Origin of the sequence: Rhizobium sp. PRIMUS64, from assembly GCF_023006465.1 — a bacterium.
GTDB lineage: Bacteria > Pseudomonadota > Alphaproteobacteria > Rhizobiales > Rhizobiaceae > Rhizobium > Rhizobium leguminosarum.
Genome location: NZ_JALBGX010000166.1, coordinates 1 through 13,317, shown reverse-complemented (window position 1 = coordinate 13,317; position 13,317 = coordinate 1). Strand labels below are relative to the sequence as shown.

The window sequence follows — 13,317 nt, the reverse complement described above, 5'->3', positions numbered from 1 at the left end:
GACAAACAACGTCATCATCCTCCTCAAGCGAGGTCAAACGACCGCTGAGTATCGCCGGCGAGGGCCGGTTATTTCGGAACTCTTCTGTAAAAAACGTAGTCGAGAAATTTCGAGTAAGCAACTGATTTTTGTGATTATTTAGCGTTTTGAATCGTATGATAATTACCGCAGGTGCGAAGTAATAAATGATGTACGTTCGTCCGACCCCATCATCGAAAGCCCTTCGAGGCTTTACCGCACACGAACCGCGCAAGAAATAGCCGCTGAGCGAGCGCCTTCCGAGCGCCGAAGCGGTTGCGATACCCCTAGACACTTCATACGTTCCTGTATCCCAATCTCGACAGGATTAAGGAAGGGAATCCGGCCAAAATGAAGCACAATGAACTCGCTACAAGCAGGCAACTATTGCAATAATGCGGGGAAAGCGCAGGATTGTCCAAAGGGCCTTCGCCTGCGACAGGACATTTGCGCGATGAGTCAATTGGGTAGCGAACCAGTTCGTGATCCTGGGGACCTCGGCTTCGACAAGCCGCGGCTGGCGCGACTGAAGCGGTGGATGCAGCGATATGCCGACACCGGGCGCTGGCCGGGTGGTGCGGTGCTCATCGCGCGTCATGGAGAACTCGCCTTTTTCGACTGCGCCGGGCACGCCGACGTCGAAGCCAAGCGGCCTTGGCAGCGCGACCTCATCGCCCGCATCTACTCGATGACCAAGCCTGTCACCGCCGTAGCGCTGATGATGCTGTACGAGGAGGCGCGCGTGCATCTCGACGATCCGGTCGAAACTTACCTGCCGGAATTCAAAAATAGGCAACTTCTGATACCGGACGCAACGTCGCTCGACCAAACGGTGCCCGTCAAAACGAAGATGACGATCCGTCATCTGCTGACCCACACATCTGGCCTAAGCCTTTTTACGAACCCCGGTATACTCGGCGAAGCTTATGCCAAAGAAAAACTCGGCCTCGCCCTTGCCTACGGTGGGCTCGACAAGATGGTGTGCAGGATCGCCGAGCTGCCATTGGAATGGGAGCCGGGTACGAAATGGCAATACAGCACCGGGTTAGATGTCATCGGCCGCATCGTTGAAGTCGTTTCCGGAATGACGCTCGACAAGTACTTCGCGACTCGCATCTTCGAGCCCCTCGGCATGACCGACACCGGCTTCTCTGTGCCGGGGTCTGAGATCAGCCGTTTTCCCCCACTCTATGAGGCCATGGCTGGCGGAATGGCTTTGCACGAAGCGCCGAAGGTTTCGGAGTGGCGGCAAGGCAAGGTTGACACGTTCTGCGGCGGAGGCGGGCTCGTCGGAACCATCGACGACTATTGGCGGTTCGCCGAAATGCTGCGGGCTGGAGGTGAACTCAACGGCGAACGCATCCTCAGTCCCCGCACTTTGAGATTGGCGGCGTGCAATCACCTGCCGGGCGATCTTGCCTCGCTGGCAGCCGAAGTTTGGTCCGAAACTCAGTTTGATGGCGTCGGGTTCGGTCTGTTGGGCTCTGTCGTCCTTGATCCGGCCAAGGCACAAATTTCGGCGCAGGTGGGAGACTATGGCTGGGGCGGCGCGGCAGGCACCTTCTTCTGGGTAAGCCCGGTCGACGACATGGTTGTCATTCTCTTCACGCAACTTCTGCCTTCAAGCGCCATTCCTGTGCGTAAAGAGCTGCGCGCACTCGTCTATGGTGCGTTGACAGGGGCCTGAAGAAGTGCAGCCCATAGAAGAAGCAAAAGCAGCATTAACGTGACGATGCCGCGAAAGCTCGCGCTACGAGTCCGTCAGGCCACTTCACCAGGTATTCCGCGCAGGCGTAGTCATCGCTCTGAACTCTCTGCTTGGAGCCTAGCCTCGGCAGGTCCTGTTCTGGCAAGCCGCTGCACTTGATCCTACGTCATCTCATATTTGCCTCATGCCAATTCACGATTGTGAGCTTGGGCCAGAATTTGATCCATCGGTCGACCTTCCGCTCGTATACCTCTCGCGTGATCTGCCTTTTGTTCGCACGAACAACGCCGCCGAGAAGGTCGGAAAGGCCGAACGGAGCACAAAGTTCCAGGCCGCCATTGTGCAATCTGGCATTCTTTTGACCGCCGAAAACGCCCTGTTTTTAGGGGTTTCTCGGCGGTCGACTCAATACAACCTGCTCAAAAAAGTTGTCAAAGGAACTGACGTAGGTTTCAGAGGTATGTGACGAACTACATCAGATCTTTGAGAGCGCCTGCTCAAGATCGGCGATGATGTCCTTGACGTCCTCGATGCCGACGGAAAGGCGCACCACGTCAGGCCCCGCACCGGCGGCGATCCGCTGCTCGTCGGTCAACTGCCGGTGCGTTGTCGAGGCCGGATGGATGACGAGCGAACGGGTGTCGCCGATATTGGCAAGATGAGAGAAGAGCTCCAGCCCCTCGACCAGCGTCTTGCCCGCCTCATAGCCGCCCTTGACGCCAAAGGTGAAGACGGAGCCTGCGCCCTTCGGCGAGTAACGCTGCTGCAGGGCATGGTTCGGATCGTCGTCGAGGCCGGCATAATTCACCCAGGCGATCTTGCTGTGCGCCTTCAGCCACTTCGCGACGGCGATCGCATTGTCGCTGTGACGCTGCATCCTGAGCGGCAGCGTCTCGATGCCGGTCAGGATCAGGAAGGCGTTGAAGGGCGAGATCGCCGGCCCGAGATCGCGCAGGCCGAGCACGCGGGCAGCGATCGCAAAGGCGAAATTGCCGAAGGTCGCGTGCAGGACCATGCCGTTATATTCCGGCCGCGGGCTCGACAGCATCGGATAATTGCCGGATTTCGACCAGTCGAAGGTGCCGCCGTCGACGATGAGGCCACCCATGGAATTGCCGTGGCCGCCGAGAAACTTCGTCAGTGAATGCACGACGATGTCGGCGCCATGCTCGATCGGACGGATGAAATAGGGTGTCGCCATCGTATTGTCGACGATCAGCGGCAGGCCGTGGCGATGCGCGACGTCGGCGATGGCAGCGATATCGACGAAGGTGCCGCCGGGATTGGCCAGGCTCTCGATGAAGATGCCGCGCGTCTTGTCGTCGATCTGGCTTTCGAAACTTGCCGGATCGGCGGCATCGGCCCAGCGCACCTGCCAGCCGAAATTCTCGAAGGCGTGGCCGAACTGGTTGATCGAGCCGCCGTAGAGCTGGCGGGCAGCGATGAAATTCTCGCCAGGACGCATGATATTGTGGAAGACGATCACCTGCGCCGCATGGCCGGAGGCGACGGCAAGGGCGGCCGTGCCGCCCTCGAGCGCTGCGACGCGCTCCTCGAGAACGGCCTGTGTCGGGTTCATGATGCGGGTGTAGATGTTGCCGAAGGCCTGCAGACCGAAGAGGGCGGCGGCATGATCGGAATCATTGAAGACGAAAGCGGTCGTCTGGTAGATCGGCGTTACCCGCGCGCCGGTCGCCGGGTCGGGCTGCGCGCCGGCGTGGATCGCCAACGTGTTGAATCCCGGATCATTCTTGGCCATGTCGTCCTCCCGTTATTGCTGACGGGAGGGATCATAGCCTCTCGCGAACGAAAGTTAATCGCGATCCGTTTCAACCCATCGGCGTTCCGTGGAAAATCCGTCTCCGCGAACCGCAACTCAGGCAATGAGACGAGGATATTCGATCGCCGGGCAGCGGTTCATCACCACCTTGATGCCGGCGGCCTCCGCCTTTGCCGCAGCCGCATTGTCGCGGACACCAAGTTGAGACCAGATGATCTTCGGCAGCGGCCTCAGCGCCAGCGCCTCCTCGACGACCCCGTCCAGATATTCGGAAGCGCGAAATACGTCGACCATGTCGACCGGCATGGGAATGTCGGCGAGCCGGGCATACACGTTGCGGCCCTGGATCTGTTTGCCCGCCTGCCCCGGATTGACAGGAATGACCTCGTAGCCGCGCGACAACAGATAGCCCATGACGCCGTTGCTCGGCCTGGCCGGATTGGGTGAGGCGCCGGTCAGCGCGATGGTCTTTACCGAATGCAGAATTCCGGCGAGGTAATCATCCGTGTAGACGTCGTGATTCATATCCGTTTCTCCACTCCCGTAAGCCCTTCGCCACGGCGCGCATTTTTTTGCGTTTCCGTGAAACCGGCTGGGCATCTTTTCCGTATATATGAATTGGATACTCCCTGAGGATGATTCGATGAAAAAAATCGCTCTTGCCCTCATGCTCATGCTCGTGCTCGCCGCATCGCCGGCGCTGGCGATCTCGCGCTACAATCCGCTCACCATGAGCTGTGCCAGCGTGCGCGCCGCCATCCACAATCAAGGCGCCGTCATCTTCCGCTACCAATCTCCCCGTGGCTTGCCGCTCTACGATCGCTATGTCCGCAACAGCAATTATTGCGACGCGACCGACTATGCGGAATGGACGCATATCCCCTCAAAGGACAATCCGCGCTGCCAGGTCCTGAATTGCCAGAGCATCGACAACCTTGACGGGATGCTCTTCATTCCGCATCATCAGCTTTGATGTTTTCAACGTCGTGACAGCCGCCGAAACTGTACGTCTTTCGCGTTTGCGAAAGGTTTTGGCTCAATTGTGCGCTGCGATTTCTTGAAGATTCACAATCGGAAGCTTCAATTTCCCCCTATGTCAAAGCTATAGAATAATATCTATATTTCAGCAGCATAGAATAATCGGCTCCCTCGCTCCTGTAGATATTTTCTCTTTTTGTTCGTGGTAATTCCGCCCTTTGTTCTTCTATCCATTAGAAACATCTCATAGTTGAAAGGATCGTGCGGATTGAACGCATGTCGCGCGCACGTAAAAATTGCTCCAATGCGCCGCCATTGTTCACATAGTGGAAGGATGCTATTCGACATATGAACGCATAAGCGACCGCAGCCGTACATTTTCGTGCAAATCCCAGTTGTCTTTTCAGGAATTTGAAACGCCGAAGGCGAGACGTATTCCGCTTCCTGTCATCCTTTCCGGATTTACTCCCTTGCCTCTCGACGTCATCCTGCTCGTTCTCTTCGGCGCACTGCTGCACGCGACATGGAACGCCATCGTCAAGGCGGGGAGTGATAAATCCCTGGATGCGGCGCTGATCTCTGCCGGCGGCGCTGTTTCGGCGTTGCCGTTCCTGGCGTTCCTGCCGTTGCCGCACGCCTCGGCCTGGCCGTTCATCGGCGCCTCTGCCATCCTGCAGTTCGCTTATTTCCAGTTGGTCGCCGCCGCCTACCGGGCTGGCGATATCGGTCTCGTCTATCCGCTGATGCGCGGCTGCGCACCGCTACTGATCGCCGCGACAAGCGGTTTCATCCTGAAGGAAAATCTTTCCAGCGGCGCCCTTGCCGGCACGATGACGATTTGCGCCGGCGTCCTCACACTCGCTCTGGAGGCACGGCGCGGCAGCAGCCGCGCCGTCATGCTGTCGCTTGCCAATGCCTGTGTCATCGCCAGCTACACCTATGTCGACGGCATCGGCGCGCGTATCTCCGGCAATGCGGTTTCCTACACTTTGTGGATGTCGCTGCTGCCACCCGTCCTACTGTTTTCCTGGGCGGTTTCGCAACGCGGCACTGTCGCCGTCGTGCGTCACGTTCGTCGCAACTGGTGGCGCGGCCTCATCGGCGGCGCCGGCTCGATCGCCTCCTATGGGCTGGCACTCTGGGCGATGACGAAAGCCCCGGTCGCGACCGTCGCAGCGCTGCGGGAAACCGCGATCCTCTTTGCGCTGGTGATCTCGATCACCGTCTTCAAGGAAAAAGCCAGCATCTGGCGCTACGTCGCCGGCGTCGTCATCGCCATCGGCGGGCTGATTTTGAAACTGGCGTAGTCACTCGCCCTTCCAGTCCGGCTTGCGCTTGCCGAGGAAGGCACCGATCCCTTCCTGAGCATCCTGCGTCAGCATGTTCTCGACCATCACCCTGGCGGTATAATCATATGCCGCCTCCACTGGCAGTTCGAGCTGCCGGTTGAAGGCTTCCTTGCCAATCTTCAGCGTCAGCGGTGACTTGCTGGCGATCACAGCCGCATATTTGGAAACCACCTGCGCCAGATACTGCTTGGGCACGATACGGTTGACGAGGCCGAAATCCTTGGCAGTCGAGGCGTCGATCGTCTCGCCGGTCAGCAGCATCTCCATCGCCTGCTTGCGGTGCGCGGCACGGGAAACTGCCACCATCGGCGTCGAACAAAACAGGCCGATATTGACGCCCGGCGTGCAGAATGTCGAACTATCCGTGCAGATCGCCAGATCGCAGGAGGCAACGAGCTGGCAGCCCGCAGCCGTTGCAAGCCCGTCGATCTCGGCGATGACAGGCTTCGGCAGATGCGCGATCTTGAGCATCAGATCGGCAGCGAGCCGAAAGGTCTTTTCGAAGAAATCGGCACCCTGATCTTCATCGGCGCGATGGGTCGTGAGTTCCTTGAGATCATGCCCGGCGGAAAAGACGTTACCGGTCGAGGCGATGACGACGACGCGTACATCCGGCTCCGCCTCGGCCGTCTCCAGCTCGCCCATCAGCGCTTCGAGAAGTGCGATCGAAAACACATTCGCCGGTGGGTTGTTGAGCACCAACCGCAGCACGCCGTCGCGCAGCGAGCGGATCAACAATCCGCCCTCTTCCGCTCTGGCTGCGTCCGGGAAAGATACGATTTGGGCCATGATGCTGCTCCCTGCGCTCGATTCAGGCAGACGTTTTGCCACAAGGCGCCGGCAATTTCGAGCAGGATCCGCACCCCGCCTTGGCCGCTGAAGTCAGGACCAGAACCACGACTTCGATGTCTCGGCCCTCGCCTGCGCACGGGTCAGACCGACATCGCAAAGCTCGTCGTCGGTGAGTTCCGAAAGCGTGCGACGGCTGCGGCGCTTTTCGAGGTGATGTTCGACTGTCATCAGCAGCCGCCGGCTCCATCGCGCCATCCAGCGAATTCTCGACCGAACGATATCGCGAGGTGTTTCGAAGATCTCGCTCAATTCCAGAGCCATCGCTTCTTCCTTTCTTGAACGGGTGAAAGATGCGCTGGAAAATGCCGCGAGAGAAGCTTATTGATATTATAATATGCATAAGGATTTCTTTGGTATGCCTCTCAATCTTGATCAGCTTGCCACCTTCGTCAATGTTGCGGATCTCGGAAGCTTTACGGCTGCGGCCGACAAGGAAGGCCTGACGCAACCGGCCGTCAGCCTGCAGGTCAAGGGGCTCGAACAGCGGCTCGGCGTCCGGCTGATCGAGCGCGTCGGACGGCGAGCACAGCCGACCGCTGCAGGCCTCGACCTGCTCGTGCATGCAAGGCGGCTACTTCAGGAATCGGCCGCCGCGGAAGAAGCGATGGTGCCGTACAGAGATGGTGCGAGCGGCCGCGTGCGCATCGGCAGCGGCGGCACGGCGTCGATCCATCTGCTTCCTCGCGCCATTGCTGCCGCCAGAAAACGCATGCCCGGGCTCGAAATCACCGTGCGCATCGGCGATGCCGACGGCATTCTGCACGAACTGGAAGCCAACAGCCTCGACATCGCTGTCGTTGCCCTGCCGGCATCGGGACGGAACTTCGAGATCGAACCGTTCTACGAAGAGGAATTGCTGGCCGTCGCCCCCGCGGGCAGCCTCATGCCCGAAGACGGGCCGGACGCCGCTTTCATGCGCGACAGGACGCTGCTGCTCTATGAGGGCGGCAATACCAGGCGCGCAATCGACGCGTGGTTAGCCGCCCCGGATACCAGGATCCGACCTGCGATGGAGTTTGGCAGTATCGAGGCGATCAAGGAGCTGGTGGCTGTAGGACTTGGCTGGTCGATCCTGCCGGGGCTGGCGCTGAAGCGCGACCGCGCCGGCCTCGTGACGACATCATCGCTGAACCCGCGGCTGACGCGCCGCCTCGGCATGGTTCTACGCCGGGACAAACATCTGACACGCGGCCTTCGCGAAATGATGAAATGCCTACGCGCGTTCAAAGGTTGAGAGCTGCTTTCGACCGTCGGACGTTACGTCAAACCGGCAGAGGCGACGCCAAAAACGTCCGGCGCAGCAGCCTGGGACCTCGACAAATATGAGGTATTATAATACCATATATCTAACTAATTGTTTTTGCTTTATTTTTTTTCCAAACCTCGGGAAAGTCGATATTGACCCCATGTCGTATTCCCTTTATACACCGCGCCAGAACGCAGCCTATCCGGGCTGCTTTCTTTTTGGCATGCCTCGAGCGTGCCAATCCAAGCAACAAGAAACGCCCTTCAAGCCTTCGGGCCAAGGGTCCCAAAAGAGAGTATTCACTATGGCAACCTTCTCCCAGAAGCCTGCAGAGGTGGAGAAGAAGTGGGTGATCATCGACGCCGAAGGGCTGGTCGTTGGCCGTCTCGCTTCCATCATCGCTATGCGCCTGCGCGGCAAGCACAAGGCAACCTTCACGCCTCACGTTGACGACGGCGACAACGTCATCGTCATCAATGCCGAAAAGGTCGTTTTCACCGGCAAGAAGTATTCCGACAAGGTCTACTACTGGCACACCGGTTATGCCGGCGGCATCAAGGAACGCAGCGCACGCCAGATCATCGAAGGCCGCTTCCCGGAGCGCGTCCTCGAAAAGGCCGTCGAACGCATGGTTCCGCGTGGCCCGCTCGGCCGTCGCCAGATGAAGAATCTGCGCGTTTACGCCGGTTCCAACCATCCCCATGAAGCCCAGCAGCCGGTCGCCCTCGACGTTGCCGCGCTCAACAAAAAGAACGTAAGGAGCGCCTGATATGGCTGACCTCTCCTCCCTGAAGGATCTCGGCACGGCTTCCGAAGCTGCTGCTCCGGCCCACGTCCGCAAGGTCGATTCGCTCGGCCGCTCCTACGCGACCGGCAAGCGCAAGAACGCCGTCGCCCGCGTCTGGGTCAAGCCGGGCTCCGGCAAGATCATCGTCAACGGCAAGGAATTCGCGGAATATTTCGCTCGTCCGGTGCTGCAGATGATCCTGCGCCAGCCGATCGTCGCGGCTGCCCGTGACGGCCAGTTCGACATCGTCGCAACCGTTGCCGGCGGCGGCCTCTCCGGCCAGGCCGGTGCCGTTCGCCACGGCGTGTCCAAGGCGCTCACCTACTTCGAACCGGGCCTGCGCGCGGTGCTGAAGAAGGGCGGCTTCCTGACCCGCGACAGCCGCGTCGTCGAACGCAAGAAGTACGGCAAGGCAAAGGCCCGCCGCTCGTTCCAGTTCTCCAAGCGTTAATCGCTTCGGACAGACAGGATTTACGAAGGCCGGGGCAACCCGGCCTTTTTGTTTTGCTCTGTTAAGCCAATTGGAAGCGTGCCGGCATGCCATTGTCGCATTCCGGTTCTGCTGGTAGAAACTTGGCAAAACGCTTCGGGATTAAGCGAGGCCACATTCAAGGGTCGAATCATGGGAATAACCAAGTCCGCAGACAAATAGGCCGCAACAACTTTGCCCTGTTGTTGCGGCGTCTGTCCGGCCAATCCCGATACTGATGAAGAGACAGATCGCCGCCGAATGAAATCATTTGAGCGGGTTCTTTCCCATGTCCTATCCCAAAATCCGGCCCTGGAACTATTCCCTGCCGGCAGCCTTGTTGCTGATGGCACCGTTCGACATCCTGGCTTCGCTTGCCATGGATATCTATCTGCCGATCGTGCCGGTCATGCCGGAGGCGCTCGGTACCTCGCCGGCCGTCGTCCAACTGACCCTCAGCCTCTACATGCTCCTGCTCGGCGCCGGGCAGATCGTCTTCGGCCCAATTTCCGATATTGTCGGACGACGGCCTGTCCTGCTCGGAGGCGCGGCACTCTTTGCCGCTTCATCCTTCCTGCTTGCCATCTCCTCGTCAGCACCGCTCTTCGTGGTGTTGAGATTGGCGCAAGCCATCGGTGCGTCGGCGACACTGGTTGCAACTTTCGCAACAGTGCGCGACGTCTATGCCGGGCGTCCCGAAAGCAGCACGATTTATGGCCTTCTCGGCTCCATCCTCTCCTTCGTGCCTGCATTAGCTCCGATCGCCGGAGCCCTGATCGCCGATCGCTTCGGTTGGCGCGCCATCTTCCTCGTCATCGGCCTCCTTTCGGTTGCCGCCCTTTTCAATGCCGGCATGCGGTGGCATGAAACCCGCCCCGCCGCCACTGCAAAGATCGCTCTCCGCCCGATCCTTACAAGCTTACCCTTCTGGGTTTATACAGTGGGCTTCAGTACAGCGATGGGCGCCTTCTTCGTCTTCTTCTCGACAGCACCCCGCATCTTGATCGATAAAGCCGGATTCTCCGGCATCGCCTTCAGCTTCGTCTTTGCCACGGTGGCGCTGGTAATGATCGTGACGGCGCGTTTTGCCAAACACTTCGTCATGCGCTGGGGCATTGCAGGCAGCCTTGCCAGAGGCATGGCCGTGCTGCTTTCCGGCGCTATGCTGCTTGTCTTCGGAGAGTTGTTTCTGCAGCCTTCCCTGGTCAGCTTCGTCGTGCCGATGTGGATCATCGCGATCGGCATCGTCCTTGCGACCGCGGTCACCGCCAACGGCGCGCTCGACGCCTTTGGCGACACGGCAGGAACGGCGGTCGCGCTTTATTGCTGCGTCGAGAGCATCATCGTCGGAGTTGCCGGAACTTTCTTCGTGCTTCTGCTCGGCGGCGACAGCGCCTGGCCGCTCGCGGCCTATGTCTGTGCGACCGCGCTGACGACGCTGGCTGGATTGTGGTGCCTGCCGGAGCCGGCCCGATAGGCAGACGAGCAAATGACGGTCGCTCGACGATAACGAGCGGCCGTCGTCCGAACGATCGCTTGAAATCTGTACGCACCTCGCCTACCCCTTTCTGCGCGCAGGGGATCGGCCAGTTCCTTCGCGAGAGAACCGCCGCCTGGCACCCTCACGTCAACGGCGATCATGCAATGCAGCGTCCGCATCGAACGCGACTACGGTTTTGCGACCGAAAAAAGGAGCATGACTTGGCGAACAGATCGATTGACCACGCCTTCACGGCGACCAGCCTCACCTCCGCTGCCAGCGACCCGACATTTGCCGGCGCCCTGTCCTTCATGCGCCGCCGCTTCACCAAGGAGCTCGCCGGCGTCGACGTTGCCGTCTGGGGTATTCCCTTCGATGCCGCGACATCGAACAGGCCGGGCACACGTTTCGGGCCGCAAGCGATCCGGCGCGCCTCGGCGATCTTCGACAATGATGCGCAATATCCCTTCCACCGTGATCTCTTCGCCGAAATGGCCGTGATCGACTACGGCGATTGCCTGCTCGATTATGGCAATCATCAGGACACGCCAGCCGCCATCGAACGACAGGCGAATGTCATCCTCGACAGCGGCGCCTTCCTGCTGACGCTCGGCGGCGATCATTACGTCACCTGGCCGCTGCTGAAAGCCCATGTGGCAAAACATGGGCCGCTGGCGCTCGTGCAGTTCGACGCGCACCAAGACACCTGGTTCGACGAGGAACGCCGCATCGATCATGGTTCATTCGTGGCGCGGGCCGCCCGCGAGGGCATCATCGATCCCGACCGCTCGATCCAGATCGGCATCCGCACCCATGCGCCGGAGGATTGCGGCGTCAACATTCTCTACGGTCATCAGGTCGAGGAGATGAGCGCCAGCGATATCGCCTCGGCGATCATCTCCCACACACGCGGGGCGCCGGCCTATCTCACGTTCGATATCGATTGCCTCGATCCGGCCTTTGCGCCGGGCACCGGCACGCCGGTTGCCGGCGGACCGTCGAGCGCCAAGATCCTCTCGGTGCTGCAGCGCCTGCACCAGCTCGATATCCGCGGCGCCGATGTCGTCGAGGTGTCGCCGCCCTACGATCATGCTGATATCACCGCCATTGCGGGGGCAACGGTGGCGATGTATATGCTGGGTCTTCATGCCGAGCGACGCGCCATCGCCGTGTCACAAGGCTGACCTATCATCCTCAAACTGAATCCGGAAACCTTCAGAACCCATTGAAAGCGCAGGTTTAACATGGCACCGAAAATCTTCATCGACGGCGAACACGGCACGACGGGTCTGCAGATCCGCACGCGCATGGCCGGCCGCCGCGATGTCGAGCTTCTGTCCATACCCGAAGCCGAGCGGCGCAACGCCGCCATGCGCGAGGACATGCTGAACAGCGCCGACATCGCCATTCTCTGCCTGCCCGACGATGCGTCGAAGGAAGCGGTGCAGATGGTTTCGGCCAACAACAATGTGCGCGTCATCGACACCTCGACCGCCTTCCGCGTCAATCCCGGCTGGGCCTATGGCTTTGCCGAGATGGACGGCGCGCAGGCCGACAGAATCAAGGCCGCCCGTTTCGTCGCCAACCCCGGCTGCTATCCCACCGGAGCGATCGGCCTCATCCGGCCGCTGCGCGCCGCCGGCATTCTGCCCGACGGCTATCCGGTCACGGTCAACGCGGTCTCCGGCTATACCGGCGGCGGCAAGCAGATGATCGCGCAGATGGAAAACCCGGATCACCCGGATGCGATCACCGCGCCGCATTTCCTCTATGGCCTGCCGCTCACCCACAAACACGTGCCCGAGATGACCGTGCACGGCCTGCTCGACCGCGCGCCGATCTTCTCGCCGTCGGTCGGCAAGTTCGCGCAGGGCATGATCGTGCAGGTACCACTGCATCTCGACGATCTCGCCGAGGGCACGACGATGGAAAGCATCCATGCCGCACTCGTCGCCCATTATGCCGGCCAGGATATCGTCAGTGTCGTGCCGCTGACCGAAAGCAAGGCCCTGCCCCGCGTCAACGCCGTCGAGCTCGAAGGCAAGGACACGATGAAGCTCTTCGTCTTCGGCACCTCAGGCGCTTCGCAGGTGAACCTCGTCGCGCTGCTCGACAATCTCGGCAAGGGCGCCTCGGGCGCCGCCGTCCAGAACATGGACCTGATGCTCGCCTCGTAAGGCGCAGACGACGGCATCGAGGTGATGCCATTCGAGCTTTGTGTCGATCTCTTCATCATGATCTTTCCCCCGCGGCCGCCTCCCTCGGCGGCCGCGGCATCGCTTTCGGCTCGATCATCGGCGACGATTGGGCTATGAGAGCGGACTTTCCTCGCCCGCTATTCCCGAATCACGGAGCCTGATGTCATGACGCTCGATGCGCTGGTCGATGGCGTGCACGCATGGTTTACCGCTGCCCTGCCCGACCATGGCATCTATGCGCTGATGGCGTTTGCCTTCATCGCCGGGCTTGCCCGCGGCTTTTCGGGCTTCGGCGCCGCATTGATCTTCATTCCGCTCGGCGGTGCGATCGTCGGGCCGAAGCTGATCTCGCCGATCCTGCTCGTCATCGACGGCATTGCGGCGCTTGGGATGATCCCTCCCGCCTGGCGCGGCGCCAACCGGCCCGAGGTCTTCGTCATGGCGGCGGGGGC

At 60.2% G+C, this 13,317-nt stretch carries 14 protein-coding genes and 1 pseudogene; 10 read left to right on the top strand and 5 right to left on the bottom strand.

Annotated elements, in window-relative coordinates; translation table 11 throughout:
- Window positions 1-379: 379 nt before the first annotated feature.
- Entirely contained in the window at window positions 380-1,705 is a 1,326-nt protein-coding gene (locus tag MOV76_RS34790; protein ID WP_247266238.1) for a serine hydrolase, read from the top strand.
- A gap of 187 nt (window positions 1,706-1,892) precedes the next feature.
- Here the strand turns inward: MOV76_RS34790 and MOV76_RS34785 are convergent, their stop codons facing one another.
- The 3 genes from MOV76_RS34785 to MOV76_RS34775 all read right to left on the bottom strand — a co-directional run bounded on the left by MOV76_RS34785 (window position 1,893) and on the right by MOV76_RS34775 (window position 4,031).
- Window positions 1,893-2,072: a nucleotidyltransferase family protein gene (locus MOV76_RS34785; RefSeq protein WP_018447515.1), complete on the bottom strand. Its 180-nt coding sequence runs from the start codon at window positions 2,070-2,072 to the stop codon at window positions 1,893-1,895.
- 129 nt (window positions 2,073-2,201) lie between these two features.
- Window positions 2,202-3,485, bottom strand: coding sequence for an O-acetylhomoserine aminocarboxypropyltransferase (locus tag MOV76_RS34780; RefSeq protein ID WP_017993606.1), 1,284 nt, complete (start codon window positions 3,483-3,485; stop codon window positions 2,202-2,204).
- Window positions 3,486-3,602: 117 nt separating this feature from the next.
- On the bottom strand, window positions 3,603-4,031 hold the full coding sequence (locus tag MOV76_RS34775) for a CoA-binding protein (protein WP_018447514.1): 429 nt from the start codon (window positions 4,029-4,031) through the stop codon (window positions 3,603-3,605).
- Window positions 4,032-4,149: 118 nt separating this feature from the next.
- Here MOV76_RS34775 and MOV76_RS34770 point away from each other — a divergent pair, with 118 nt between their 5' ends.
- Both MOV76_RS34770 and MOV76_RS34765 read left to right on the top strand, forming a co-directional pair.
- Window positions 4,150-4,479 (top strand): hypothetical protein, encoded by a 330-nt coding sequence (locus MOV76_RS34770; RefSeq protein WP_247266237.1) that lies wholly within the window; start codon window positions 4,150-4,152, stop codon window positions 4,477-4,479.
- A gap of 475 nt (window positions 4,480-4,954) precedes the next feature.
- Window positions 4,955-5,791 carry an EamA family transporter gene (locus tag MOV76_RS34765; RefSeq protein WP_026188358.1) on the top strand — a complete coding sequence of 279 codons (837 nt, stop codon included), beginning with the start codon at window positions 4,955-4,957 and terminating at the stop codon, window positions 5,789-5,791.
- Here MOV76_RS34765 and MOV76_RS34760 read toward each other — a convergent pair whose 3' ends face one another.
- The gene (locus MOV76_RS34760; RefSeq protein ID WP_247266236.1) at window positions 5,792-6,622 is read right to left on the bottom strand and encodes an enoyl-CoA hydratase; all 831 of its coding nucleotides are present in this window, start codon (window positions 6,620-6,622) and stop codon (window positions 5,792-5,794) included.
- A gap of 93 nt (window positions 6,623-6,715) precedes the next feature.
- Complete coding sequence (locus MOV76_RS34755) at window positions 6,716-6,946, bottom strand: DUF1127 domain-containing protein (protein WP_018241563.1); 231 nt, start codon at window positions 6,944-6,946, stop codon at window positions 6,716-6,718.
- Between the two features lie 94 nt (window positions 6,947-7,040).
- On the opposite strand from MOV76_RS34755, the gene MOV76_RS34750 reads away from it, so the two are divergent.
- The 7 genes and pseudogenes from MOV76_RS34750 to MOV76_RS34720 all read left to right on the top strand — a co-directional run.
- Window positions 7,041-7,919, top strand: a complete 879-nt coding sequence (locus MOV76_RS34750; RefSeq protein ID WP_047621653.1) for a LysR family transcriptional regulator — start codon at window positions 7,041-7,043, stop codon at window positions 7,917-7,919.
- Window positions 7,920-8,235: 316 nt separating this feature from the next.
- Entirely contained in the window at window positions 8,236-8,700 is a 465-nt protein-coding gene (gene rplM / locus MOV76_RS34745) for a 50S ribosomal protein L13 (RefSeq protein WP_003558420.1), read from the top strand.
- A gap of 1 nt (window position 8,701) precedes the next feature.
- A complete protein-coding gene (gene rpsI / locus MOV76_RS34740) occupies window positions 8,702-9,169 on the top strand; it encodes a 30S ribosomal protein S9 (RefSeq protein WP_003547303.1) in 468 nt (155 codons plus the stop codon).
- Window positions 9,170-9,476: 307 nt separating this feature from the next.
- Window positions 9,477-10,664: a CmlA/FloR family chloramphenicol efflux MFS transporter gene (gene cml / locus MOV76_RS34735; RefSeq protein WP_047621623.1), complete on the top strand. Its 1,188-nt coding sequence runs from the start codon at window positions 9,477-9,479 to the stop codon at window positions 10,662-10,664.
- Between the two features lie 224 nt (window positions 10,665-10,888).
- A complete protein-coding gene (gene speB, locus MOV76_RS34730) occupies window positions 10,889-11,851 on the top strand; it encodes an agmatinase (protein WP_018241559.1) in 963 nt (320 codons plus the stop codon).
- 60 nt (window positions 11,852-11,911) lie between these two features.
- Window positions 11,912-12,844 carry an N-acetyl-gamma-glutamyl-phosphate reductase gene (gene argC / locus MOV76_RS34725; RefSeq protein ID WP_018447506.1) on the top strand — a complete coding sequence of 311 codons (933 nt, stop codon included), beginning with the start codon at window positions 11,912-11,914 and terminating at the stop codon, window positions 12,842-12,844.
- A gap of 186 nt (window positions 12,845-13,030) precedes the next feature.
- A pseudogene (locus MOV76_RS34720) lies at window positions 13,031-13,317 on the top strand (sulfite exporter TauE/SafE family protein); the annotation flags it as partial.

Bases quoted from the DNA above. Each gene is read 5' to 3' on its own strand.
- MOV76_RS34775 (WP_018447514.1), bottom strand. From the start codon at position 4,031: ATGAATCACGACGTCTACACGGATGATTACCTCGCCGGAATTCTGCAT.
- rpsI (WP_003547303.1), top strand. From the start codon at position 8,702: ATGGCTGACCTCTCCTCCCTGAAGGATCTCGGCACGGCTTCCGAAGCT.
- MOV76_RS34760 (WP_247266236.1), bottom strand. From the start codon at position 6,622: ATGGCCCAAATCGTATCTTTCCCGGACGCAGCCAGAGCGGAAGAGGGC.
- MOV76_RS34780 (WP_017993606.1), bottom strand. From the start codon at position 3,485: ATGGCCAAGAATGATCCGGGATTCAACACGTTGGCGATCCACGCCGGC.
- cml (WP_047621623.1), top strand. From the start codon at position 9,477: ATGTCCTATCCCAAAATCCGGCCCTGGAACTATTCCCTGCCGGCAGCC.
- MOV76_RS34755 (WP_018241563.1), bottom strand. From the start codon at position 6,946: ATGGCTCTGGAATTGAGCGAGATCTTCGAAACACCTCGCGATATCGTT.
- argC (WP_018447506.1), top strand. From the start codon at position 11,912: ATGGCACCGAAAATCTTCATCGACGGCGAACACGGCACGACGGGTCTG.
- rplM (WP_003558420.1), top strand. From the start codon at position 8,236: ATGGCAACCTTCTCCCAGAAGCCTGCAGAGGTGGAGAAGAAGTGGGTG.
- MOV76_RS34770 (WP_247266237.1), top strand. From the start codon at position 4,150: ATGAAAAAAATCGCTCTTGCCCTCATGCTCATGCTCGTGCTCGCCGCA.
- MOV76_RS34750 (WP_047621653.1), top strand. From the start codon at position 7,041: ATGCCTCTCAATCTTGATCAGCTTGCCACCTTCGTCAATGTTGCGGAT.
- MOV76_RS34790 (WP_247266238.1), top strand. From the start codon at position 380: ATGAACTCGCTACAAGCAGGCAACTATTGCAATAATGCGGGGAAAGCG.